This is a genomic window from Cohnella sp. CFH 77786, from assembly GCF_019400745.1.
Classification (GTDB): Bacteria; Bacillota; Bacilli; order Paenibacillales; family Paenibacillaceae; genus Cohnella.
In genome coordinates this window covers 330,729-355,003 of sequence record NZ_WJIB01000005.1, presented here as the reverse complement: position 1 = coordinate 355,003, position 24,275 = coordinate 330,729, and the positions used below count along the sequence as shown (strand labels likewise).

The following is a 24,275-nucleotide window of genomic DNA, read 5'->3' as shown; positions in this document are numbered from 1 at the left end:
AAACAGGCGGGTTATCACTGAAAAGAAAAGAATTAAATCCACTTAGAGAGGTGACTTTTGATGCGTGTTGGACTCGTAGGAGGCGGACCGGCCGCTGTGTGCATGATGGAAAACCTTATTCGAGCTAACGATGAAATGAATGCAGACGCAACATTAGATGTGACTGTGTTTGATCCGTCACCCCACCCATGGTGCGGCCCTAACTATGCACCCGATATGCCCGAAGCTTTAACCAACGTATACACGAACACCATGTCAGTACGCTATTGGGATACGGACCATGTGACCAACTGGTTTAGAGAGAACGGCTATGCGCATTATCTGGGCACCAATTTTGCACCTCGTTCGATTATCGGTTTATATCTTCAGGATACAGCGCAGAAAGCGATGACATGCATGAAAGCATTCGAATTCGTGCAAGAGAAGGCTATCAATGTGACGCTTGACGACCGAGTTGTTGTTGTAGAAACGCCGTCTCGAAGCTACAACTTTGACTATGTAGTCTTATGCATGGGTGGTTCAAACGGTTTTGATCCCTACGGACTACAGGGGCAACAGAATTTCCATATCACCCCCTATCCTTTAAAGGACACTCTGAATGGCGTAGATGCGGACGAACACGTAGGAATTATTGGCTCCGGCCTTACCGCAATCGATCTTGTATTCGGACTAATCGCTAACCATCATCGCGGACCGATTACAATCTTGTCGAGGCGCGGTCTGTTGCCTGCCGTGCGTCGTCCGTCGATCCAGTATAATCTGCGGTATTTTACAGTTAAGGGCATCGAGGATATAGCTGCTGCAAAAGGCAGCTTCTCTCTAAAGGATCTAATCGAACTGACGTACAAAGAGCTCGACCACGCCGGAGCATCGAGACAGGCGCTTATTGATGAAATCCATCCAAACCGTTACGGAATCGATCGGTTACGAGATCAATTGGCACGTGTAAATGATGGTGAGATTGCGTATCAGGTTGGTACAAAAATGATTGTTGCGGCCAATGATGATGCATGGTACTTTCTAAGTCCCGATGAGAAGCAATACTTATTCAATCATTATCGGCATATTGCATACAGTCTGTGCTGTCCTATGCCTCAGCATCGTGCAGTCAAGATACTTGAACTTGCAGACTCGGGTCAGCTTACCGTCCTACGGGGGCTGAAATCGGTCACCAAAGATCCAAGCGGTACGTTTACAGCGATTGCCGAGGGAATACCCCCCATTGACATGGATCGAATATTCTCGGCTGCCTCCTCGGGTGAAAGTCGAATCTCCCCGTTGGCCGCGCCGATAATGGATGGATTATTGCAATTGGGACAAGCCCGTCGCCATCCTTTGGGAGGCCTCGACGTTGAACGCACTACCGGCAGGCTGATCGATGCCCGAAACCGACCGCAGCCGAAGCTATACGCATTAGGCCCAGCCGTTGGCGGAGCGTTATATGTCCTTAATGCGCTCATCATGTTGGCTAAGCATACCGTCCACACTGCCAATTCTATCGTCAGGCACTACCAGGAGAATAAGCAAAGCATAAGCGTTTAATAACTCCCTACAGCGGGCAGATTCCATCTGTCCGCTGTCTTTTTACTTGCAAGAACTGAAGAAAATTTGATGGTCATTGCAGAATAAAATGAAAAAACCGAGACTCTTAATTTGATATTGTCACTGTAGAATCTCCGTACGAAGCAAGCGATCGGAGATTTTTATTATAAGTGGAAGAGGGGAATAACATGCGCGCCAAGCAATTGCCGATGAAATATCCGATCGTCACCTTCTGGCAGTGGCAGGTGAACTCGTCTGCCATTTTGGCCAACTACCCGCAAACGGAACCGTGGATCATGAGTCATTTCATTCACTCGAGCTCACCATGAACGAAGGCAAATCTTTTGTGGACTTTTATCGTACGCCGACCTTCGAGTTTTGCCCGTGGCTATTTCATCAACATCTGATATGACATCAAGTTCTTGTCAACCGACAAAGGTTAGACAAGCGTTTTCTAATCTGTTCGGGACAAGAACTTTAAGACTCATGTTAATCGATTCAGAGCCGGCCATCATCTTTAATTGACACAATAGCACCCTATTTCAATGAGCTATTGATATGTTTCTTGGATAAGTGTTTATTAGGTCGGTCGATTAGAGTAGTTGTGAAAATCAAAATGGGACATTTATGTCATTCATTTGAACCAATTCGATGAATTGTGGCATACCGTTTAATATAGTGGTTGATTAGTGTCACAAAGATTTTCATAATGGCATGATTGTGTCTTTTATTTATGTAATTTCTAAGGGATTAGACGTTACTATGCTTCTTAGCTTTTCTGTACTAACTTTAGTGTATATGGTTGCTGTTTTTGGATCGGCGTGACCCAGTAAATCAGCAATCGCTAGTAGATCAACACCCTCGCCTTCATTATACAAAACTGTAGCACATGTGTGTCTTAGCTTATGTGGCGTTACTTTCATATTATTGGCTTTAACACCGGTACTTTCAGCAATTTCCTCAATAATTAAGGCAACAGCTCTTCTAGTAAGTCTTGTTCCTCTTTTTATCGATATAAATAATGCTTTCTCCGCCATATTATTTCGTTTCTGCAATATTTCCGTTCTCTTGACTAGGTAAAGACCTAGACACTTAAGGATTTTCGGCGTCAAAGCGAGCCGTCGTTCCTTATTGCCTTTGCCAATTATCCTTATTGTTCCTTCGTCTAGATTAGTAACTTTCTATTTGAAACAAAGTCACTAGTTAATGTATATCCTATTCTGTTGTTTACAAAGGTTTCGTCTGATGGGAATAATACAATTCTCGTCCTACATAAATAACTAAACGCAGTTTCCCTATCTAGTGGTTCATCTTTATTTAAAGATAACTGTGTACAAAAATCCTCAAAAGCTTTCATTCTTGGTCTTCCTAAAGATACTATCTGATGATTGTAAAAGGTCTCAGAGTTGCCGTCTGAATTTCGTGCACTGTCGCAAATGTCACCCAAAATTGTAACAGGAACACCTGATACAAAAACAAATTCATGGTTCTCTGTTCGATCTAATTGAAATTTCAAATTTTGTAGTACACCGTTAGTTCCTAAGTCGCTAATACTCCAAGATTCCTTGCTCGCATTGCGGACTTTACATTGGTGTGCTTGTCTTTTGCCATTGTTTAATTCTAACCAGAACTCTGTACCTTTTTCATCATCACCTAAAGCTTCTATGAGAATTGAACGTGCCTTTCCATCTAATATATCCAAAGTTTTTTCTGCAACCCAAAGACCCTCATACCGATTTCCAAGCTTATCAGCACGCCCGCCTCTTTCTAACGCCAATTGAATCACCCACAGATCATATTTTTTGTCATCACTTATAATGAATTATTTCAATTTATTTGCCGAGTATAGGATAATTGTACCAATTTAAAATGGTGGTATCATGGTTTTCAGCATGCAAGAGGGTTAGTTTGTGTCATCTTCTTAACAAAAGGGGGAAATAGTGTCATCAACTAATGACATAAATTCACCCTAAAAAATTAAAAGAACCTTAAAATGTAAAGGTTCTTAATAAGGGGAGTATTGTGTCGTTCTACAGATGATCAAAATGTTTGATTCACGCTCGTACATTGTGCACTTCACCGTCGCGGACTCCCCCGGCCCTCTCTTCCCCCTCAGCGACTTGGCCAATGACGGTATGAAGGACTCCTGAATTCTAAGAAGCTTAAGAATCAGCGTCGTTTTGCCAACTTATGTCGAACCGTAGACGCCGACCAATACCCGGTCTTTGCCTTCGGGGTTATCCTTCATCTTCTGGAATCCGCCGCGAAAACGGGACATTCCTTGCCTCAGCCACTCCCACCGTCGTTCCTCAAAATCAAACAAGAAATTTTTCGCATGCTGAAGTAAAAATAAAGCCGAAAATCCTTATAAATAGAGGATTTACGGCTTTCATGACGCATTGTCAATAACATTGCCAATTGATGTGTCAATTGTATCTTTTGCACCTCAAAACGGAAACCCGTTAGATCAACTCTGGTAGTAGTTTTTCGGCGTTGATTATTTCCCTAAAAGCCTTGATTTCTCAAGCTTTTTCTTCTCATTTAATGTAGGAACTTTTGTGTCGTTGGACAATTCTGAGCAACAAGAAGATAATCCCGTGGATCTTGCTCTTTGTTTGTTTTTTGAAATGTGTCTCGGGATTCGTGCCATTCATAGGCCGACATATAATGATGTCGGCCGTACAGGTGCTGCCAGTCTAAAACTTTTTTTTCCCGGTCTAACACTTTAATTTCTCTGTCTACAACTTTATTTTCATTAGACAATTTGCATATAAGATCCTATACATCCACGTGTGCTCCACCACTTGTTCCAAGCCAATGACTTCGCACATTTCGTCCAGCGTTAGCTCTCTAAGCGAATTTCGAATAGCCTTGCCGTTCGAGCCTCCGGCAGCGTCACGGTAAGCGAACTGTCCGCTTCGTTCCATGTCCATTCGGTGCCAGGGGCAGGCGCCGACGGGTATTTACAGCACACTTCGACAGACCCGGCCGCGCCGCGCAGACCTGCTATCGGCAGGTCGATGCTAGGCGACTCGCCGCGGGCGCGCCAGACGGCAATGTACAAGCGGTCGTCTCGGCGCAGCCCGAGGCTGACCCAATCGTCGCCTTGGTTCGGTAGGCCGAGCGGCCAGAACGGAAGCGATTCGCGAATGTCGCCGCGGATCGTCTTGTAATAGTCGAGCGCTTCCTTCACCAGCTCGCGGCGGCGCGGACTGAGCTCGGCCAAGTGGCCGCTCTGATGGACTCGCAGCAGAAGCGCGTTGACCATATTGAAGACGACTTCCTCGTCGTCGCCTTCGCGAAGCGGATATGACCAAATCGCCGATTGCTCCGGCGTCAGCGCGGCCGGCGAGCCTGCGGCAATCACCGCATAGTTGACGTAGTCCTCCTGGTCGCTTGTCGACTGGATGCTGTGACGGCTAAGCATCGCGTAATCCATGCGCATGCCGCCGCTGGAGCAGTTCTCGATGACAAGCTCGGGATACCGGGCAAACACGCCGTCCAGCCATTTCAAGTAAGCCCGGTTATGCAGCAACAAGCCGTCGCCGAAGCTGTCGGCGTCCGTCTCCGTGCCGATACCCGCATTAATGTTGTAGTCCATCTTAATGTAGCCGACGCCGTAATCTTCTACAAGCCTCCGAATAACCTCATCGGCATGCGCGATAACGGCAGGATTGCGGTAATCGAGCTGGAATCGGCTGCGGTCCTTCACCCGTTTGCCGTGGCGCATGAAAAACCAGCTGTCGTCCGTCTCCGCCAGCTTCGGCGAATGAATGCCCATGACTTCCAGCTCCAGCCATAAGCCGGGAATAAGCCCTTTGCTTCTAATATAGTCAAGCACGTATTTGATGCCTTCGGGAAACCGCTCCTCGGACGGCATCCATTCACCGACTCCGTCCCACCATTCGCCCGGCGCGTACCAGCCCGCATCGATACAAAAATATTCGCAGCCGACTTCCGCAGCTGCGTCGATTAACGGCAGCAGCTTTTCCGTCGTCGGCGAGCCCCATAAGCAATTCATGTAGTCGTTGAAGATGACGCGCAGCAGCTCGTTATCGTCGTTCGGTCGGCGGATCGCACGTCGGTACGAAGTGAGCTCTGCGATCGCCTGCTCGAAGTCTCCCTGTACCGCCCCTACAGCTACAGGGACGGACACAAACCGCTCGCCCGGCGCAAGCTTCAGCCACCAATGGTTGTCATGCTCAGTCGGACCGCTCAAATACAGGTACATATGATCGTTTTGGTCGGACATCTCCGCATGCCACGAGCCGTTATGCTCGATTTGCCAGAACAGGCTGCACCCTGCCTCCTCGTTCTCCAGCACGCCCATCGGCAAATATTCCGCCGCCGACCATGAGCCGGTGTTGCTGAAAGCGAGCCGCTTAGAGCCGCGATCGGCGAGATGCGACAAGCCGATTTCCGGCAGCTTGTACGTGCGCCATTGCAGCTCGCTTTGCCAGCCGCTGTGGGCGACGGTCAAGTTCATCTTTTCGTTGCGGTCCTTCGTGCCTTCCTTGTCCACGCCCGTCAAAGCGAACGAAGTTACATATTCCACTTGCACCTCTTCGGCTCCGCCATTCGTCAGCTCCGCCCAACTGCGAACCGTCTGAATGCCGTCGTAGAACTGGTAATGCTGAACGGCCTGCACTCCTGTCATCTTGTCGACAAGCGTAACGGCCACCAGCCGTCCATGCTCGTTCCGCGTATCCTTATGACCGTCATACACCATCCGCAGTCCCGGATACGACGCTCGATGAGAACGGCCGTGATACTCCGCACGGTCTTCACCCGTCAATTGAAGCTCCAGCATGCGAAAGCCCGGAAGCTGCTTCTCCGTTATGGCCGTCTCGTCCAAAGGCGCGGCGCCGAAATGCAACAGCCGCACATCGCCGCCGTCCGCCACCTCGAACACCAAATACAACCCGTTTTCCTCGATTGAATGCCTATTGCCCATCTTCCTTATATCCTCCCTATTATATGAAGTTTACGCTATGTTGCGATTCCGCAATATATACTCCCCAATTAGTCTAGTTTAGCGAGCTATGTTGATGTCCTGCATAAACTTTGGCGGCATATGCTCGATTCGGAGGAAAATAATCCACCTGAATGCAAAATCCAATATAGCTTCCCTAAACATAATACATTACCTAGTTGCAAAAAATCCAATATAGCCGCTGTGCAGGATGACGACCGCCCCGTGCGGGATGCCGAAGCAACGCGCCGCACTTGTTTGCGGCACGACTCGCGCTTCGCGGCACAGCGCCATGCGGAGTCGCCTCATACGAAAAAGACCCAGCACCGCTAAGTGCTGAGCATCATATCCCGCTTATTAATCGGAGCGAATTGTACTAGCAATTTAAATCCCTTGCTTAATGTGTATATTTATTTGGATTTCTGAAGAAATCAACATAATTATACCTACCGTTGAGATTTAAAGTTTTTTCTCCAATAACATATAGCCGATTTGGCCTTTCATCATGGAGTGCATGTAACAGTTGTCTTGTCGGGAATGGGATAACGATCTTGTCATTTTCGGGAAAGGGATCAAGTTCTTGTCACCGGTGAATGACAAGAACTTGATCCCATAAATGAAAAAAGCCGCAATATACGCAACTTTTAATGGGACAATGTTTTTGACTTCCGACATTGTCTGAGAACACCTAGACGATCCGGACTGAAAACAATGCAAGTTCTTGTCCCAAATCGAGAAATCTTGTCCTTCTACAGCAGTACCTGATTTCCTGATCAATCTTATCTTTCCGGAAGATAAGTCAGAACAACGACGCCTGAACCGAATGTCTTTGTTTCCGCCAGTATCAGCACTTTCTTGTCGATCCCTTCTCCAAAGAGACGTTTTCCGTTACTTGGCTCGGATCTCGGAAGGATCTTCGGCCTTGAAGCCCCCAGCAGCAGCTGACGATTTGTTCAGCCCTTCCTCATCTTCGACATGAATCCCGCTGTCTGTCAGCAGCTTGCGTACCGTTCTCACGATTTGGATTGCCGCTGCGGCCAAATGTTCCGGATCCCCTGCAATCAGCTCATTGGCTTCGATCTCGTCCAACAGATCGGCTGCCACATTTACCGCTTTTTCATTCATGGCTTTTAAATAACGAATGCGTTTTCTTCCTCTTCCTTGCCCGGTCTATTCAGCTGAACGGAGGAGTAAGCTTCCCTATACGAGTAAGCGATCTTGCTGTAACCCGAATAGACGGAACCGAATCGCACCGTGACCGTCAAGCCGAGAAATTCCCGGATGCTCTTTTCCATCCCTTCCGCTTTCAGTTGAAGCTCCCTTCGATAAGATTCCCCATCTTCTCCATCCAGACTGGTGGATGTGCCACATTATATAGGTATGTCAATTGATAACCAGCTAAGCCGATAAAGTACTGCATGTATGGATTTTCGCTGAGCGAGTCCAAGATCTCTCTATCGTCATTTGCATTCGCTCTTGGATAATGAGCGCACCGAGCCCCATACGTAGATTTTTCTCAGCCTCTGCCCACGGCACCAACTGTGTCAACTCAACCCAACGATTTTCATTGTCCAGCTTCCCGCCGAAGGGCAGAAAGAAATCGCCCGGCAAAATCATTTGGTTTTCGAGATGCGTAGTCGGCTTGAACACGTTCGTCACTCCATCTGCAAGGTTTACGTACCATTTCCTCGGGTTTCCAGTGCATATGAATTCGACAGAAAGAGCCCAAATTCCTTGTCATTATGCGGTTTTCAGCCAGTTTTTCGGCATTCAGCAAGCCCATTTAATGCAATAAGGTCTGCCAGTCGTTCAAATCGAACAATTAGCAGACCTGTTTTCTTTTTTATAAACCTGATTAAATCGGGTTTGGATTCGTCAAAGTCTTGGTCAGAGTAACGCCACCTACAACAGCCGTTACAGTAATTGTACTGGCTTTACATGATTGCACGGTAAATACGTAAACTGGCGATGCGCTAGGATGGGTTATAAACTGGGTAATTGGCACTTCTGTCGTTAAACCATTATAGGTATACGTATACTTGGCCGAAATCTCTGATGGAGATAAACCGTCCACCATAGATCCATATGTGTCATATAAAGCGAAGGGAACAACCAGTCCCATCCCTCCTTTTTGAACTCCAATTTGACTGTTAGTAGTAGAAATACTTGGCTGAGAACCAGTAAAGGTCTTAGTTATGGTAACACCGCGTACGACCGCCGTTACTGTGTACGTGCTGGCAGAAAAGGAAGGTCCCTCAAAAACGTAAGCCGGCGACCCGCTTGGGTGGCTTGCAAAATACAGTTGCGCTTCTGCCGAAAAACCATTACTAGTGGTATAGTTATATTTGACTGATGTAAACTCTGATGCAGATACATCTGTTACAGGATATCCGCCGCTTGTATCATATAACTCCAAGACAACCGTCATTTTACTCCCAGGTGAAATAATAATGTTACTTTTAGTACTGGAAATCGCTCCCGAAGCAAAAACCCCAGCAGGAACTATCGAAAGCATCAGAACTACCAGCAAGCTCATCACAAAAAATTTTCTCACAAACAAACCTCCCATAAATTGATGATCCTATTAATCCGGATTTAATAGGATGTAGTATATATTACCATATTTCGGTTTTATTTGTAAGGTACAAAAGTAATGGAATCATATAAAATAAATGTAGTATTTTGAAGGAGGGCTCCGGGCTGCCGTTCACGGAAGCTTCGGCAGGCAGCAGCGAGAGACGGACCTCCCTGTGAAGCTCATCCCCGGTTTTCCGAAGACGGGCTTATGCAGCGTATCGATGGGCGCGCAAGTGGCATCCACCAACATCGTTCCTTGGTTCGGCCGCATTTGCGCTTGTGGCTCTGCGACAGGGACCGTGTTCGCTTCGGAAACTGAATTGGTGAAGCGCGTTGTTACGAGCCATCGCATAGAATACAGCTTCCTTTACCTCTCTAGGAGTATTACGTTTTATCAAATGCGATCAATAAGATCCTTTTTCTTTGAATTTTCTTCTTTCATAGCTATTCGCATGCTTGCCCCCAACTCATGCCGTACTTGGCGACCAACATATCATGCACGTCATATTCCACGTCTCTCTGTGCTTTCGGATCCAAGACTTTGGAATCCCCTCTCCCCTCGCCGGGCGGCAAGACAGCAAACGTAAGTTTGCTGGCGATCAAAGAGGGTTCTCTCGCTCGGTAGATTCGTACAAGGGACAAGCCTTCGGGTCACGTAGTGACTCCCTTCACCTCTGCCAGCCGCGCACCCTTCAGCTCACGACCATACGTCCTCTGACGCAAAGTGCCATTTGCACAAAATCGCATAATAAAGAAACCGATCTTTCTTCTGGGCACCTCAGGGGGGTCAAACAGAAAAAAAGTGCCTTGATGCCTTATGCAGAAAGAAGTCTTGATAGTGCGTCATGTATTTTCTGCCCCCGTGTTACAGATACGGGGGCATGCCTTCAAACATTTTCACATTTTGTATGATTAACACAATTAAGGGCTCCGGTTAAGCACCACCCACGCCGGGCGGCAATTGCCTAACGTTCATTTACGACAATTGCCGTTACGGTCGCGTGGTTGCTGCTATTACGGCTGTTTGACACAAAAGAACCCTTTCAAAAGCTGATGCATATCCATGGTAAACTTGGGGACAATGATGAAATAAATGTTGACTCATTGGCAAGGTGATGAAGTTGAACAATAAACGCTCATCCGCTCCTGAAGAAGTAACAGATGAGAAAGCTCATAAATTAGTCGATTCCCTCGCCGGGAGTCTCAGAATGCTCCAAGAGCGGCTCGGGATCAATGACGACATCGTCTTCCGATCGTTTGATGCCCAGATTATCGGCCCGATTCGTGCGTTCATCTGTTATAATTCCGGACTGGTCGGACAGGCTATGATCCATGAACATATTTTGAAGCCTTTAATGGAAGTGGGGAATAACGAAAGGCGTGCACCTGATACGTCCATCAATCAACTGTCTCTCGCGCTCTCCCAAATTCTGAATGCAAGCTCGGTTAGGGAAATCCGAACGATCGAAGAAGCGACGAACGAGATCTTGTCCGGACAAACCGCGCTCTTTCTGGACGGATTCGATTCGGCACTGTCAATCGAAACGCGCGATGTCGAACATCGCCCGATTTCGGAACCGGCCACGGAAGCAGTCGTCAGAGGACCGCGCGAAGGGTTTACGGAAATGATAGAACTGAATACGGCGTTGATTCGCCGGAAAATTACAAACCCTGATCTTGTTTTCGAAAAAATGACTCTCGGGAGTAAAACGAAAACGAAAATCCGGCTCGCCTATATGAAAGGAATCGCGGATCCAGACCTCGTGGCCGAAGTGAAAACCAGATTGTCGCGCATATCGCCGAACAGCGTATTGGAATCCGGATATCTAGAGCAATTGATCGAAGACCATCCGTTTACGATTTTCCCCACAATCGGAAACAGCGAAAGGCCGGATTCGGTCGCGATGAAGCTCCTAGAAGGGAAAGTGGCGATCCTATGCGACGGCACCCCTTTCGTTCTGATCGTGCCGCATTTTTTCGTGGAGAGTTTACATGTGAGCGAAGATTACTATATGCGTCCTTACATCGCGAACTTCGTCATTCTGCTCCGGTATATCGCTTTGCTTCTGACCGTTTATACTCCCGCCCTTTACGTCTCGCTTACAAGCTACCATCAAGGCATGATTCCGACTATATTATTGACGACGATCGCAGCCACCGAAGAACGGGTGCCATTCCCCGTCATCCTGGAAGTCATCCTCATCGGAGTCGCCTTCGAATTGATCAGGGAGGCCGGGATCCGGATGCCGCGCCCGATCGGTTCGGCGATGACCATCGTGGGAGCGCTGATTATCGGAGAGGCGGCCGTGCAAGCCGGCCTGGTCAGTGCTCCTATGGTAATTAATATGGCTGTAACGGGTATTTCCGGAATCTTGATTCCGGCGTTAAACTCGGTAGTTCTTTTTACACGGATCTTTTTATTGCTGTTGGCCGGAGGGTTGGGGTTTTACGGCATCCTAATCGGCAGTCTGATTATCGTGTCGCATATATGTTCCCTTCAATCGTTCGGATATCCCTACTTGTCGCCGATTGCGCCGTTCAGGAGCAAGGGTTGGAACAACACGTTTATGAGAATCCCGATCCGTTTGAAGAAAAAATGGTTGCGGCAGGGTCGATGACTGGAAGGTCTCAACCCCCAAAAATTAGAAACTTACGGTGATTCAATGCGATGAAGCGGATCGGTTTAATCATATGTTCCTTGCTGATTTTGACCGGATGCTGGGACAAACGGGAATTAAAAAAGATCGGGATCGTCACCGCGATCGGCGTTGATAAAGGTTCCGATCCGGGAGATCTTATATTTACCGCTCAAGTAATGGATCCTACGGCTTTGGAGGAAGGGACCTCTCCTGAAAAAGCTTCGGTGGAGCTCGTGTCGTCAACGGGGAAAACCGTATTTGAAGGACTTCGAAAACTGCTGCAGGATTTTGACCGACGCGGTTATTATGCGCACAACAAGATTATCGTCGTGAGCGAGAAACTCGCCAAAGAAGGGCTGCTGCCCGTGCTGGACATGATGAAGCGTTCCATCGAAGTGAAAAGCTACGTATGGCTTTGCATCGCCAAGGGGACCGAAGCACGAAAAGTGCTGGGGGTTAAGCAAGAAGGTATCGAGAACGTCCAAGCCAATTACTTGAAAGGAATTGTCGAAAATAAGAGGTCGAATTTCAATTCCGCGACTTTAACCATGTTGGAATTTTACAAAATCGTGTTGGGTTCGGGAAGGCATCCGGTCGTAACCACATTTTCGATCGTCAAAAAAGAAAGCTTGCCCGTGGAGGAGAAGGAACTCGGGCCTGTAACGGATCATGTAAGATTGTCCGGAGGAACTGTATTTCAAAAAGATAAGCTGGTTGGGTTTTTGAATGAAGTCGAAACGCGCGGATATAACTGGACCGTCGGAAGAGCGGAAAACGGCATTATCCCCATTCCGTCTGTAATTGACGAAGGGAAACCGGCGTCGATCGAAATCATTAGTACGGAAGCCAAGATCAAACCCGAGATGAAAGCGAGGTCCGTCTCTTTCACGATTGAAATTAATGAGCGAATCGTCCTTGTCGAAGATCAGGGACTCGGAGAAATCAAAACTGATCAGCAATGGTTCCTATATTTGGAAAAAGTCGAACGGGAAGCGGCAAAAAAGACAGAACGCGAGGTCGAAAAAGCCGTTCGGAAGGCCAAAGAGCTTCGAACCGATTTTTTAGGTCTCGGCAGTGCACTTAACAAGAAATATCCTAAAACATGGAAGAAGATGGAGGATCAATGGGACCGAGAGCTTCCCGATCTTGAGGTGAATGTGAAAGCAAACGTAAGGATCGTGGGGTCCGGCGAGTTGCGGGGGCCGTTGAAGGCCAAATAATAGCTGGGCCGAAGGAGCGTGTTCTGTGGAGCGAATACAAACGACAAGGCTGACGAAAACCCAGCTGCTGTCCATGATCACGTTGTATGAAATCGGAAGCACGACCTTGTTCGCAATGGGAATTGGCGCAAAGCAGGATGCCTGGGTCGTCGTTCTGCTTGCGATGCTGGTCGGATTCCTGCTCCTGTGGGTCTATACGGATATCGCCAGGCGCATGCCCGGAGCCGGTTGGGAAGAAATACTGGACTCCGTTCTCGGGAAATGGTTGGCGGCGCCGTTGATCTTTTTTTACGCCTGCTATTTTTTCTACGACGCATGCCTCAACTTTTTCGAGTTCGGAGAGATCATTCATCTGCACTTGCTTTCGAACACGCCAACGCTCGTCATCAACAGTGTTTTCGCGGTTACGGTAATGTACATGCTCGCCTTGGGTCTCGCAGTGCTAGCACGGACCTCCGAATTGCTGATGCCCATATTTTTAGTTTTTCTCTTGTTCACCCTTTTCTTTGCGGTCATTTCCCGCCACTTCGAAGTCTCCCAACTTCTGCCCGTATTGAGCGACGGCATGGCGCCTGTCTTGAAGGAAGTGCCCACTACCGTCACCTTTCCGTTCGGAGAAACGGCTGTCTTTCTTTTTTATTGGAAATACGCCGAAAGGAATCAAATCCGGTCGACGGCCTTTAGGTCCGTCGGTTTTGCCGGATTGCTGATTACGGCGATGCAAATTGTCATTATTACCGTACTGGGACCGGGTTTGGCGGCAAACGCCACGCTTCCTCTAATGGAAGTCGTGTTGTCCATCAACATAGGGGAGATTCTGACCAACCTCGACGTTCTGCTCGTCGTGATGATTTTTATCGGCGGTCTCTTCAAGATGAGCATCAACTATTTTGCAGTCGTGTTGGCGCTTTCGTACCTTTTTCGCGCCACCAACCGGGTTGTGATCGTCATAATCACGGGAATCGGCATCCTTTGGTACTCCATGGCGCACCTTGAAACCCTTCCCCGCCAGCGATGGATTGCCGGCAAGGAGCTGATCTGGCAGATGGATCATTACATTTACCAGCTAATACCCCTATTGGTATGGATCCTCCTCGTCCTGAACAAAAAACGAATGGCCGGAAGAGAAGCGGAAGGAGCTTCGTAGAATGTCTTGGGCAACTTTTTTAGAAGCGGGGTTCGTCACAAGTGTGATTTATGTCGGCGGAATCGGGTACGTGGTCTTCCTCTGTTCTGCGATTCTTTACAAGCTTATCTCGGGCGCGTTCAAGAAGCAGCCAGAATCAGGCGATACGGACAACTGAGTCCAGTAAAATCAACACTTTGTTATTGGGAACTGGTTTGGATCGTGTTTTGTTTGTTTGGTCGCGTACTTTAGAGGGATTGGAGTATTCAACCTTAACCGCTCAGCCATTTCATTTGCCAGTTCTTTGGAAGCCCGATAAGTAATTGCCTTACACCCAGGTGTAATCTTTTTCAGCCTGCCGGAAGCTTTTTTTCTGTCCCAATCAAAGTACTCCTTAAGGTCTTTTCCACCAAAGGATAAGGCAACTAGTTCACCTGCGATTAATTTTTCGTACTTAAACAGTGGAGTTTGTCCACCAACTCTGAACACTTCATTAAGAAAGTCAGGGTATTCGATCGGAAAAGAGAATAACGCAACAAGATCATCGCAGGCGGACTTGGAATAACATGCACCTAGACGATCCGGACCGCCCGGAAGCTAAACATGACTTAAGGATTTCCACTAGATGGCCCAGGTGGCGGAGTGAATGATCCGCCCGATAGTACTGGATAATTATCAGGGAGTTAGCCGGATCGACTAACTCCCCTTTGTTAGAGCTCCCCATATGGTCGCAAAATCTTCCGGAATGGCGAAAAATGCGGTGATCTGCGCGCCCTGACGCTATCGCGGGATCGACATTTTTACTTAATAATTCTCACAAAGTGTGACAATCCGCGAGATCTTTGTTTTTTGTCCAACCGGTTGAGAACTTCATTTGTGTTTTATTCATCGGACTTTATTTCAGTGCTGCACAAATGCAATGCGGTTTCCTCAATGGCATGTAACGCACTCAGCCGGTTGGAAAACTGGGATCGCGAATCAGATTTTCAGGTGATCAACCGGTCGCCGTATCGGTTGTTTGGTATACGTTGATTCTTCTTACAATTCGGTTGTTGACGTCATACATGATGATATTGCCCAAGACAACTACCGTAAAGTCAACCGGCTCCTTTAGCGCAATGGGTGTTTGCAACTTCAACAATATGGCCGTAAGGATCCATTCTTTTGATCGTCTTACTTTTTTGATCCAGCAATTAGATAGCTCCGTCATGGACAAGCGATACCAGATTCGGCAGCGATTCGGCGGTTAGGGAGCCGGACTGCGTTCGGACTTGTCCGTTCGAGTAAGTATAGACGGCTCTCCGGAGGTCATTGCTATAATAGTACTCTTCAAAATCCGTCGGAATTCATTCCGCCTTTCAATAAGTGTTTCAGGTTTTCGCCCGAATGCGGTAAACAGTGCAAGTTCTTGTCCTCAATCGGGAAACGATGCACGGCTTAAGGACAATTACTTACATCGATAAAATGAAAAAGCCGCGCTGCGCGCGGATTTGAATGAAAGTATGTCAAGTAAAATAATGCCATCGCACCTTCAAGGGAGATGGCATTTATTTCTCGTATGCTGTTTATAAAACTGCGGTTGCTTGGTATCCCTCAGCCTTAATAATCTCAAGCGGCTTGTGATTTCCGTATGTCGGATATTCCCGAGTCGTAGGCGCCGCCCAATGGACCGCATTTCGAATCACAAGCCTCACTTGCTCGTTGTAGTAGGTCGGATATGTTTCGTGCCCTGGGCGGAAATAGAAGATTTTCCCTTGTCCGCGACGGAATGTGCATCCGCTTCTAAAGACCTCTCCACCTTCAAACCAGCTGACCATCACAAGCTCATCGGGTTCCGGTATATCGAAATGCTCGCCGTACATCTCTTCGGTTTCAAGTTCCAAATACTCGCCGACGCCCGCCGCAATCGGATGTCCGGGAGAGACGATCCAAATCCGTTCCTTTTCGTCCGCTTCCCGCCACTTCAAATCGCAACTCGTTCCCATGAGCGACTTAAACACCTTGGAAAAATGCCCCGAATGAAGTACGATCAGCCCCATCCCTTTCAGCACTCTTTGCCGTACACGCTCAACGATTGAGTCCTGTACCTCGTCATGCGCTCGATGGCCCCACCAAATCAAGACGTCCGTATGATGCAGACGTGCTTCCGATAAACCGTGCTCCGGTTCGTCCAGCGTGGCGTAAGCAACTTCTACGTCCTCATCCAATCCTTCTCCGATCGCGACATGCATGCCATTCGGATAGACGGAACGCACTTTCTCGTTTTCCTTTTCATGACGAAATTCATTCCAAATGGTAACTCGCAGTCTTTTGTTCATTGTCTTTGTCCCCCATACGTGATATTCATTCTGTCGTTCCTATGCTCTTGTTCAAATCCCATTTATGCAATCGGATGATCTTCATGCTGCCCTCAGCAAAAAAGCAGATTCTCCGCGAAGTTTGGCAAGCTCCGGGATCGGACGGCAGTGTACTGAAGCCTCCAATAATCGTGAGCTGCCTTTAGATGCGTCATCTTATTTGATCGCTCCTTGCATGACGCCCTTGATGATATACCTTTGTCCGAACAGATAAGCGACCAGAATGGGCAATACGGTCATCAGGATGGCCGGTATCAGCAATTCCCAGTTGTTCATGTAGGTTCCGTTGAAGACCTTCATTTTGATCGGCATCGTAAAATTTTTTTCATTCGTCAGAATGAGCGACGGCAGCAAATAGTCGTTCCAGATCCAAAGCACGTTCAAAATCGCGATCGTAGAGGATGTAGGCGAAAGCATCGGATATACGATTTTGAAGAAGGTTTGACGGCGGGTACATCCGTCGATCAGCGAGGCCTCTTCCAGTTCCAGCGGAATCGATTTGATGAAGCCGTGGTAAATAAAGACCGAAAATGCGCTGCCGAACCCTATATATAACACGATCAACAAGGTCGTCGGCACGGTTTCGATCAAGTTCAATTTGGACCCGTAAATGTAAATGAGCGGTATCATGAGGGATTGAAACGGAATGATCATGGACGCGACCAGGATCGCGAAGAAAGTCCGGTTGAAACTGGTCGAATTCCTGACGATATAGTACGCGGCCATGGCCGAAAAAAGCAAAATGAAAAGCACGCTCAATAGAGTAATCAGAAACGTATTTTTAAAGGTCACCAGGAAATTCATTTTCTCGATGACGTCGCCGAAATGGCTGAAATCCAGGCTTGCCGGCAAAGAAAATGGATTTTCAAGGATTTCTCCATTACGTTTAAACGAATTCACGATCAAGAGGAAAAACGGAAACGTAAAGGATATGAAAGCCACAATCAAGAGCAAATAGGTGAACGTCAAGGATGTAATTCTGCGGCCAGCCATTACGCCTCCACCTCCATTTTCTTGCTGAAATAAACCTGCACGCCGGTCACGATGGCAACGATGGCAAACAGAATGATGGCTTCCGATTGTCCGACGCCGTAATTCGTTTCCATGAACGCTTTCTGAACGATGTGCATGGAGATCATCAACGTGCTATTGTACGGCCCGCCTTCCGTCAAGGAAAAGTTAATATCGTAAACGATAAAGGCGTTTTTCAAGGTCAAAAATACGGTGACGACGAAGGATGGGACCATGAGCGGCAAAGTCATTTTCGTTAACCGCTGCCAGGCATTGGCGCCGTCGATCGTAGACGCCTCGATGATGTCTTTAGGAACGCTGATGAGCCCGGCGATAAAAATGATCATCATGTAGCCTGCAGACTGCCAGATCGTGACGATCACCAGAGCCCAGAAGGCCAAGTGCTCATCGCCTAGCCATCCTAATCGCAGCAGCTCGATTCCGAGGTTCTCTCCGACCGCGGGAAGAGATTGGACGAATATAAACTGCCAAATGTAACCCAGAACCAAACCTCCGATGAGATTCGGGGTAAAGAGTGCCGTTCTGAAAAAGTTTTGTGACCGGATCCCCATCGTCACGAGATAGGCCAAGGCGAATCCGATCGCGTTGACGAAGACGATCGTTGCACCTGTATATTTGACGGTTAACCACAAGGAATCCCAGAACTGAGAATCGGAGAAGGCCGCCCTATAGTTCTCGAACCCCGAAAACGCCGGAGGACTCACCGGAGTCGCCATCTTCATGAGCGTAAGATAAAAGCCGTAGACAAACGGAATCAACAAGGCAATGGTAAATGCGATCATGGTAGGTCCCGTGAAAAACAACTGGTTGCCCAGCCGATTCAATCGTTTCTTTTCCGCTAACATGTTTCTCGTCACCCCCAAACGAAATTAACGGTCAAATGGGCGAGAGCGTTCCTCACCCATCTGACCCCTCTAAACCAGCCGACTATTTCTTGCTTGTATAGTAGTCTTGAATAAACTTAGCAAGATCTGCGCGGCTTACTTTTTTGACAATATACTTTTGAACTTCCGGTCCAATCAATTTAAACCAGTCATCCCCATAGATATAGTTGTTGGTGAACGGCAATGTTTTGTCTTGTGCGATAGCATCCGCAATCGCTGCGCCAAGCGGATTGGTCACCTTATTCGGATTGTTCTTGAAGGCGGAAATGATCTGAGATTTGTTTACCAGGAAATCTTGTCCTGCCTGATCGTAGACAATCCAGTTTAGAAATTTCTTGGCCGCTTCTTGCTGTGCCGGAGTCGCTTTATTATTGATGACCAGGCTTTGCGTTGGGCCGGCTTGGATTTTGTTGTTTAACGGATTGTCGGGATTGTTGTCGACCGGAACCGGAATGAATCCGAAGGAGTCGCCCGCCACCGCTTTCAGAGAATCGAATGCCCAGTTCCCGTTGAACAGTATGGCGGATTCGCCTTTTCCGACCGACAGGTGGGCGTCGTCGTAGTATTTGCCGAGCGGACGCTCGCCGTATTTGTTGTACTCCTTAGACGCGAGCAAATCCATGGTGTCGTAATAACCGTTCCAGACCGCATTGCTCGCCAGATCCAACTTGCCCTCTTTCAATTGTGCGATGACGGTGTTTGGATCGGCTGCCTGGTTCAGAAATTGCGTACTGTAGTGATTGCTAACAGACCAAGCTTCCGTTTGATAGGCTACCGGGTATTGGACTCCGGAAGCTTTCATTTTATCCAGCAGCTCCTTCAATTTGTCACGCGTGTTGATGGAGAACGGATCGAATGAACCGCCTACTGCTTTCTCGACAACTTTCTTGTTATAGACGAGACCGAAACCTTCGATCGCGAACGGAAAACCAACCACTTTCCCGCTCTCGTCCCTAATTCCGTAGCTCGTATCCCCGTTCCATTTCTCGTTAGACAGATCGATGCCGAAGTCTTTGTGTTTGTTGAGTAATTGGTCAGGACCCATCATGGCGATCGTTACGGTTTCGCCGGACGCCGTGAGCTTATCCAGGATGCTAAGGGTATCACCTACCGCTTGGGAATAGGCTTTGACCGTAATATTCGGGTTCGCCGCCATGAAATCCTTAGCGGCCTGCTCCCATTGGGAAGCAATTTCACCCTTGCCGTTCGTCATGATGATTTCGACTTTATCTTGCTCCGGCGAGGACGACGGACTGGCAGACGCACTGGCGCTAGCCGAATGACTTGGAGCAGCTGAGGACTCTGCTGCATCATTGGATTTGGACCCGCCGCATGCCGCCAAAGCAACGGTAAGCAACGCGATCAGAATCGAGACGAACGTCTTTTTCAAACAATACCCCTCCATGTTTTTTGATGTGTAAATGCTTTCATTATTGAAATGCAAGCGTTTACTCTCCTAGCAACTCGATTATAGGATGCGGCAAGATATCCTAAAACGCCGTGGATTGATCGAAAAATCGTCGCAAATTGATAAAAAGATCATCCCGGTTCATGCGGAATGATCTTTTTTGATTAGCTCTTCGTCGCTTTCACCCAAGATTTTTGAAACTCTTGCAATAATTGAGCTTTGCTCAGTTGCTTGCCGACATAAGCTTGCATGGCAACTCCGAATTCATCCTGAACGCCAGCCGGATATTTAAACCAGTTCCAAGTTAAGGTCTTTTTGTTATTCATATAGGTTAGAATATCATTCGCGAGCGGACCCAAGTCATGGGTTGGAAAATTTTCGAAAGCCGGAATAAATCTGAGTTTGGAAAGGTAATTTTTTCCCGTGTCAGATGAGACCATCCAGTTTAAAAACCTTTTCGCCGCTTCTTTCTTTTCACTGGAACTTTGCTTATTCACGATCCAATAATTCGGAATTGAAATCGCAAGCGCGTCATTATCCGGATCATCATTGATCGGGATGGGGAGGATCCCGACATTCATATTGGGCTTAATTTGATCTAAAATCGGTTGTATCCAATTCCCCTGTTGGATCATCGCAGCTTTACCCTGTGCGAATTCCATTACTTGCGCATTATAGTCGATTGTCAGTGGTTTATCGTCACCATACTCAATCGTTAGGTCCAGCAGATTTAGTAAATCGAGGAAAACCCGATTCCCTTCAATACTTTGTGAACCCCTGTACAGAGCTTGTATAAAGGCATCGGGATCTTTCTGATGAGCGAAAGCAATATTAAGCAAGTGAACCCCCAATACCCACTTTTCCGCATAAGCGTTAGCAAATGGCTTGATCCCGGCTGATTGGAGTTTTTTGGCCGTTTCCGATAAATCGGACAACGTCTTCGGTAACTTCTCGATCCCTGCCATTGCGAACAAATCCTTGTTGTAGATAAACCCGTAACCTTCGATGTTAAAGGGCATACCATAAATTTTACCATCTATTGTTATCGGCGCGAGTGTACCCGCTTTGGCACCTTGAACCCATGGCTGATTGGATAAATCCTCCAAGTATGCTGCATAAAGCCTTGCCTCGCTGTAACCTCCGTTAGAAAAAATATCAGGTCCATGTCCAGCAGCAAACATGGCTCGAAGTTCATTGCGGTCATCCGACCCGCCGCCTATGGTGCGAACGTGAATCCGCACATCCGGATTTTCCTTCATGTATTCGTTTGCCAGCTGTTCCAATTGAACGGAAATCTCAACTTTAGGATTCAGCATCTCGATTGAGACTCCATGATCTTGTCCAGTTATTTGCGGGTCATTCCCAATCTTCTCTACTTGTGGGCTATTCATAGCATCGCAGGATGAAAGCATAATCAAAAGCAAGACAGCGAATATATTTACGGTCCGCTTACTTATCATGCCTTTCTCCCTCCGTTGCCGTTGCGATACTCCATTGGAGTCATGCCGACCCTTCGCTTAAACAGTTTGGAGAAATATTTTTCATCTTGATAACCGAGTTTGGTGGATATCGTGAACATGTTCTCATCTGTCTCGCAAAGCCATTTCTTCGCCTGTTCCACCCTTAATTGGATCAGAAAATCGGAAAGCGTCATACCCAATTCCTGTTTCAGACGGCGAGAGATGTGCTCGCGGCTAAGGAAAAATCGCCGAGCCAACACGTCCAGGCTTATTTCTTCGGTGAAATGCCGGTTCACATATGCGATCATATCCTGCATTCTTCTGCTGTCATCGGATTCGTTTAGTTGATGGATCGTTCTAAAATCATGGAGTTGAAAAGCTCTATTCGCTTCTTTAAACGAATAGGGCAAATCCTCTAACCGGCTAAACCCGGATCCGCTGGCAAGACGAACAGGAATATCAAAATGATTCCTTATCCATTGCTCGATTTCCCGAAACTTTCCCCTTTCAGTGATCATGACTCCGATATGGCGATCGGATGGTACCGAAAAGATGTTTCCCCAACCGCGTTCGGTCAAGTTGTCCGATAGCAGCTTTACATAATGATCCGGCTGATGAGCCTGGTAAAAATACAACAAAGTCAGATCGCAAGCTTCCGCTTTTGGAATGCTGGCCTCCAAATCATCACGATCATAGGGCCGACCTTCACATGCGGCGATAATATTACGGCTTAAGCGCTCTCTTTTTACCTGATCGTAAATGCCTGACGCGATGTCGCGCCGTTTCTCGCTTTCGTTTCTCCATGCATGGATCGCCCCTTCCAGTACCGTGTTGAGCGCTTCGGGTTCGACCGGCTTCATAAGATAATCGTATGTGCCATAGTGGATCGCTTTCCGCATGTAAAGATAATCATCGTGACCGGAGAGAATGATGACTTTTCCCGTATATTCGATTTCAGTCGCCAACCACTCCAATAACATTAAACCATCGACCTTCGGCATTTTGATGTCGGTGAGGACGATCTCGGGCTGCTCTTGGACAATTAATTTTTTGGCTTCTTCTCCGTTGGCGGCTTCGCGGATCTCCGTAATCCCAAGCCGTTCCCATTGCCCAAAATAACGAATCACATCCCGAACGTTCGCTTCATCATCCACGAGCAAGATTTTCATTTTCCTCTCCCTCCTTGGTGATTTGGGGAATGACCAAACATACTTTAAAACCGCGGCCGCCCGGCGAATAAACTTCAAGACCTGCATTCGATCCATAATTCAGGACAAGTCTTTCATGGATGTTTTTCAAACCGATATGATCATGAGAAGACCAGCCATCATATTCGGGATTGTAAATTTTTCCTCTAAGCTCTTCCAACTCACTCGCCGTAAGACCGGGTCCATCGTTCTCGACCTCAATCACCATCTTTTCGCCTACCCGTTTGCCGCGAATTCGGAGTCCGGTTTCTTGCCAGCCTTCCTCAAAACAATGTTTAAAATAGTTTTCCGCCAATGGTTGCAGGATCATAGCAGGAACCGGAACTTCCATAAGCGAACCCTCGATATCGATTTTGCAGTCTAATGTCGTGCGAAAACGCTCCTTCTGAAAATTCAAGTATGACTCTACATAGTCTACTTCACTGCGAACGGATGCCCAATGATCAGGCCGGATCGCGTATCTCATCATTTTCGACAGCGATGTAACCAGCTTGTACACCTCCGGAGAACCGGATCGAATCGCAACAGCCCCAATGGACTGCAGGGCATTATTCAAAAAATGAGGATTGATTTGGGATTTGAGCGCACGGAATTGGTTCGTTTTATTCTCAAGTTCCAAGCGATACTCCCTCTCGATATGCAAATTGATCCGACGCATCATATCCTGGATATGCGTTTCTAGATGTCCGATCTCATCTTCTCGTGTACCATTCAATTGAATATGCAGGTTCTCTCCTTCAATTTTCCCTACCTTGCGGCTAAGCAGTTTGATTGGACGAGCAATTTTGTATGAAATGATATTAATCATGAACAAGCCAAGGATGACGACACCGATGCCGACAGCAATGTTGGTATAAGCCGTTTTTCTAACCTCCCGGAATAAATATTCACTGGATGTGGTCTTGACCAAGCTCCATCCATTCAATATCCCCGTTAGCTTTTCCGAGAATTGAATGTCGCCTGTCCCCTTTCCATCCTTGAATTTCTGATTGGAATCAACAGGTTTCCCCGTCCAATCAGGATCGGAGGAATAGATTACATTGCCATCCGCATCCGAAAGCCATATCGATTCCACTTTCCCTTTAATAAAGCGATTACAAATTTGGGCAATCCGATCCAAATCGATATCCACCGAGACTAGACCAAGGAAGCGATTGTTCAAAACGTCCACGATCTTATGCTGAAAAGTGAGCACGATCGTTCTGTCCGATTGAGGCATGTTGGGGACTCGATTGTAATTCTCGATTTGATGAGGCGGTTCTATCCAATAAGCGTTCTTCGAATTTAACAAGGCTTCAATGGAAGGCTTATCGAGGATATCCGGAATCTGCTTACGCGCGCTCACCATAGCATCGTATACGGAAAAGGAATCGCCTCCTTTTGCGATATATACGCCCACTTGTCGAATTTCTTGGCGCATGAGATAGAACGTTTTCATACCCTTGTCGATTTCAAGTTGATTCGAGTAGATCGAATCCTCGAATCCCCTTTCAAACACACGAAACAAATCGGGATTTCGGTATAAAATTAACGGAAGATCGACCATATCCTGAAAGTACTGTTCCAAATCTTCGCTCGTTTTTTGCAATTGTTCCCTGCTATTTTTCAATTCAAATTTTTCTACGTTTGCTTTGGTTTGCCAATAGATGAGAACCACCGAAATAAAGTAGGGGACAATAATGAACATCGCAAGCAATAACAGAAGACGACTGTGTATACTTTTCATTTCATGATGCCCCCTCTCGCTCTCTTTAATATTGTAAAGGGTTGCAAGGAGAAAAGTTAACGGGGATTGATGGCAAAGCCATGAATGCATCGTTGTAGAATAGAGTTATACATAGATATTTAAT

19 protein-coding genes and 1 pseudogene are annotated in these 24,275 nt (G+C 47.2%); 6 read left to right on the top strand and 14 right to left on the bottom strand.

What is annotated here, in order from left to right; genetic code table 11:
- The first annotated feature begins 60 nt into the window (after positions 1 to 60).
- Both GE107_RS10670 and GE107_RS10665 read left to right on the top strand, forming a co-directional pair.
- Entirely contained in the window at positions 61 to 1,542 is a 1,482-nt protein-coding gene (locus GE107_RS10670) for an FAD/NAD(P)-binding protein (protein WP_255570376.1), read from the top strand.
- A gap of 188 nt (positions 1,543 to 1,730) precedes the next feature.
- Positions 1,731 to 1,871, top strand: coding sequence for a hypothetical protein (locus GE107_RS10665; protein WP_219639736.1), 141 nt, complete (start codon positions 1,731 to 1,733; stop codon positions 1,869 to 1,871).
- A gap of 402 nt (positions 1,872 to 2,273) precedes the next feature.
- Here GE107_RS10665 and GE107_RS10660 read toward each other — a convergent pair whose 3' ends face one another.
- The 7 genes and pseudogenes from GE107_RS10660 to GE107_RS10630 all read right to left on the bottom strand — a co-directional run bounded on the left by GE107_RS10660 (position 2,274) and on the right by GE107_RS10630 (position 9,068).
- On the bottom strand, positions 2,274 to 2,654 hold the full coding sequence (locus tag GE107_RS10660) for a tyrosine-type recombinase/integrase (protein WP_255570375.1): 381 nt from the start codon (positions 2,652 to 2,654) through the stop codon (positions 2,274 to 2,276).
- A gap of 53 nt (positions 2,655 to 2,707) precedes the next feature.
- Positions 2,708 to 3,319 (bottom strand): hypothetical protein, encoded by a 612-nt coding sequence (locus tag GE107_RS10655; RefSeq protein ID WP_219639734.1) that lies wholly within the window; start codon positions 3,317 to 3,319, stop codon positions 2,708 to 2,710.
- 1,065 nt (positions 3,320 to 4,384) lie between these two features.
- Positions 4,385 to 6,496, bottom strand: a complete 2,112-nt coding sequence (locus GE107_RS10650; RefSeq protein ID WP_219639732.1) for a glycoside hydrolase family 36 protein — start codon at positions 6,494 to 6,496, stop codon at positions 4,385 to 4,387.
- Between the two features lie 906 nt (positions 6,497 to 7,402).
- Entirely contained in the window at positions 7,403 to 7,618 is a 216-nt protein-coding gene (locus tag GE107_RS10645) for a hypothetical protein (protein ID WP_219639730.1), read from the bottom strand.
- A gap of 26 nt (positions 7,619 to 7,644) precedes the next feature.
- Positions 7,645 to 7,809 carry a hypothetical protein gene (locus GE107_RS10640; RefSeq protein ID WP_219639728.1) on the bottom strand — a complete coding sequence of 55 codons (165 nt, stop codon included), beginning with the start codon at positions 7,807 to 7,809 and terminating at the stop codon, positions 7,645 to 7,647.
- A gap of 95 nt (positions 7,810 to 7,904) precedes the next feature.
- A pseudogene (locus tag GE107_RS10635) lies at positions 7,905 to 8,164 on the bottom strand (IS5/IS1182 family transposase); the annotation flags it as partial.
- A gap of 205 nt (positions 8,165 to 8,369) precedes the next feature.
- Entirely contained in the window at positions 8,370 to 9,068 is a 699-nt protein-coding gene (locus GE107_RS10630) for a hypothetical protein (RefSeq protein ID WP_219639726.1), read from the bottom strand.
- A gap of 1,231 nt (positions 9,069 to 10,299) precedes the next feature.
- Here GE107_RS10630 and GE107_RS10620 point away from each other — a divergent pair.
- The 4 genes from GE107_RS10620 to GE107_RS10605 are packed head-to-tail and all read left to right on the top strand — an operon-like array spanning position 10,300 to position 14,254.
- Entirely contained in the window at positions 10,300 to 11,709 is a 1,410-nt protein-coding gene (locus tag GE107_RS10620) for a spore germination protein (protein WP_219639724.1), read from the top strand.
- Between the two features lie 50 nt (positions 11,710 to 11,759).
- Complete coding sequence (locus GE107_RS10615) at positions 11,760 to 12,950, top strand: Ger(x)C family spore germination protein (RefSeq protein ID WP_219639722.1); 1,191 nt, start codon at positions 11,760 to 11,762, stop codon at positions 12,948 to 12,950.
- 25 nt (positions 12,951 to 12,975) lie between these two features.
- Positions 12,976 to 14,097: a GerAB/ArcD/ProY family transporter gene (locus GE107_RS10610; protein WP_219639720.1), complete on the top strand. Its 1,122-nt coding sequence runs from the start codon at positions 12,976 to 12,978 to the stop codon at positions 14,095 to 14,097.
- Between the two features lies 1 nt (position 14,098).
- On the top strand, positions 14,099 to 14,254 hold the full coding sequence (locus GE107_RS10605) for a hypothetical protein (protein ID WP_219639718.1): 156 nt from the start codon (positions 14,099 to 14,101) through the stop codon (positions 14,252 to 14,254).
- A gap of 1,387 nt (positions 14,255 to 15,641) precedes the next feature.
- Here GE107_RS10605 and GE107_RS10600 read toward each other — a convergent pair.
- The 7 genes from GE107_RS10600 to GE107_RS10570 form a co-directional block, all read right to left on the bottom strand.
- Positions 15,642 to 16,394: a ThuA domain-containing protein gene (locus GE107_RS10600; RefSeq protein WP_219639716.1), complete on the bottom strand. Its 753-nt coding sequence runs from the start codon at positions 16,392 to 16,394 to the stop codon at positions 15,642 to 15,644.
- A gap of 195 nt (positions 16,395 to 16,589) precedes the next feature.
- Positions 16,590 to 17,426 carry a carbohydrate ABC transporter permease gene (locus GE107_RS10595; RefSeq protein WP_219639714.1) on the bottom strand — a complete coding sequence of 279 codons (837 nt, stop codon included), beginning with the start codon at positions 17,424 to 17,426 and terminating at the stop codon, positions 16,590 to 16,592.
- Positions 17,426 to 18,310, bottom strand: a complete 885-nt coding sequence (locus tag GE107_RS10590; protein WP_219639712.1) for a carbohydrate ABC transporter permease — start codon at positions 18,308 to 18,310, stop codon at positions 17,426 to 17,428. Before GE107_RS10590 ends, GE107_RS10595 begins: the two co-directional genes overlap by 1 nt.
- 82 nt (positions 18,311 to 18,392) lie before the next feature.
- Positions 18,393 to 19,739, bottom strand: a complete 1,347-nt coding sequence (locus GE107_RS10585; protein ID WP_219639710.1) for an ABC transporter substrate-binding protein — start codon at positions 19,737 to 19,739, stop codon at positions 18,393 to 18,395.
- 182 nt (positions 19,740 to 19,921) lie between these two features.
- Entirely contained in the window at positions 19,922 to 21,217 is a 1,296-nt protein-coding gene (locus tag GE107_RS10580) for an ABC transporter substrate-binding protein (RefSeq protein WP_219639708.1), read from the bottom strand.
- Complete coding sequence (locus GE107_RS10575; protein ID WP_219639706.1) at positions 21,214 to 22,386, bottom strand: response regulator; 1,173 nt, start codon at positions 22,384 to 22,386, stop codon at positions 21,214 to 21,216. Before GE107_RS10575 ends, GE107_RS10580 begins: the two co-directional genes overlap by 4 nt.
- On the bottom strand, positions 22,364 to 24,151 hold the full coding sequence (locus GE107_RS10570) for a cache domain-containing sensor histidine kinase (RefSeq protein ID WP_219639705.1): 1,788 nt from the start codon (positions 24,149 to 24,151) through the stop codon (positions 22,364 to 22,366). Before GE107_RS10570 ends, GE107_RS10575 begins: the two co-directional genes overlap by 23 nt.
- Positions 24,152 to 24,275: the final 124 nt, after the last annotated feature.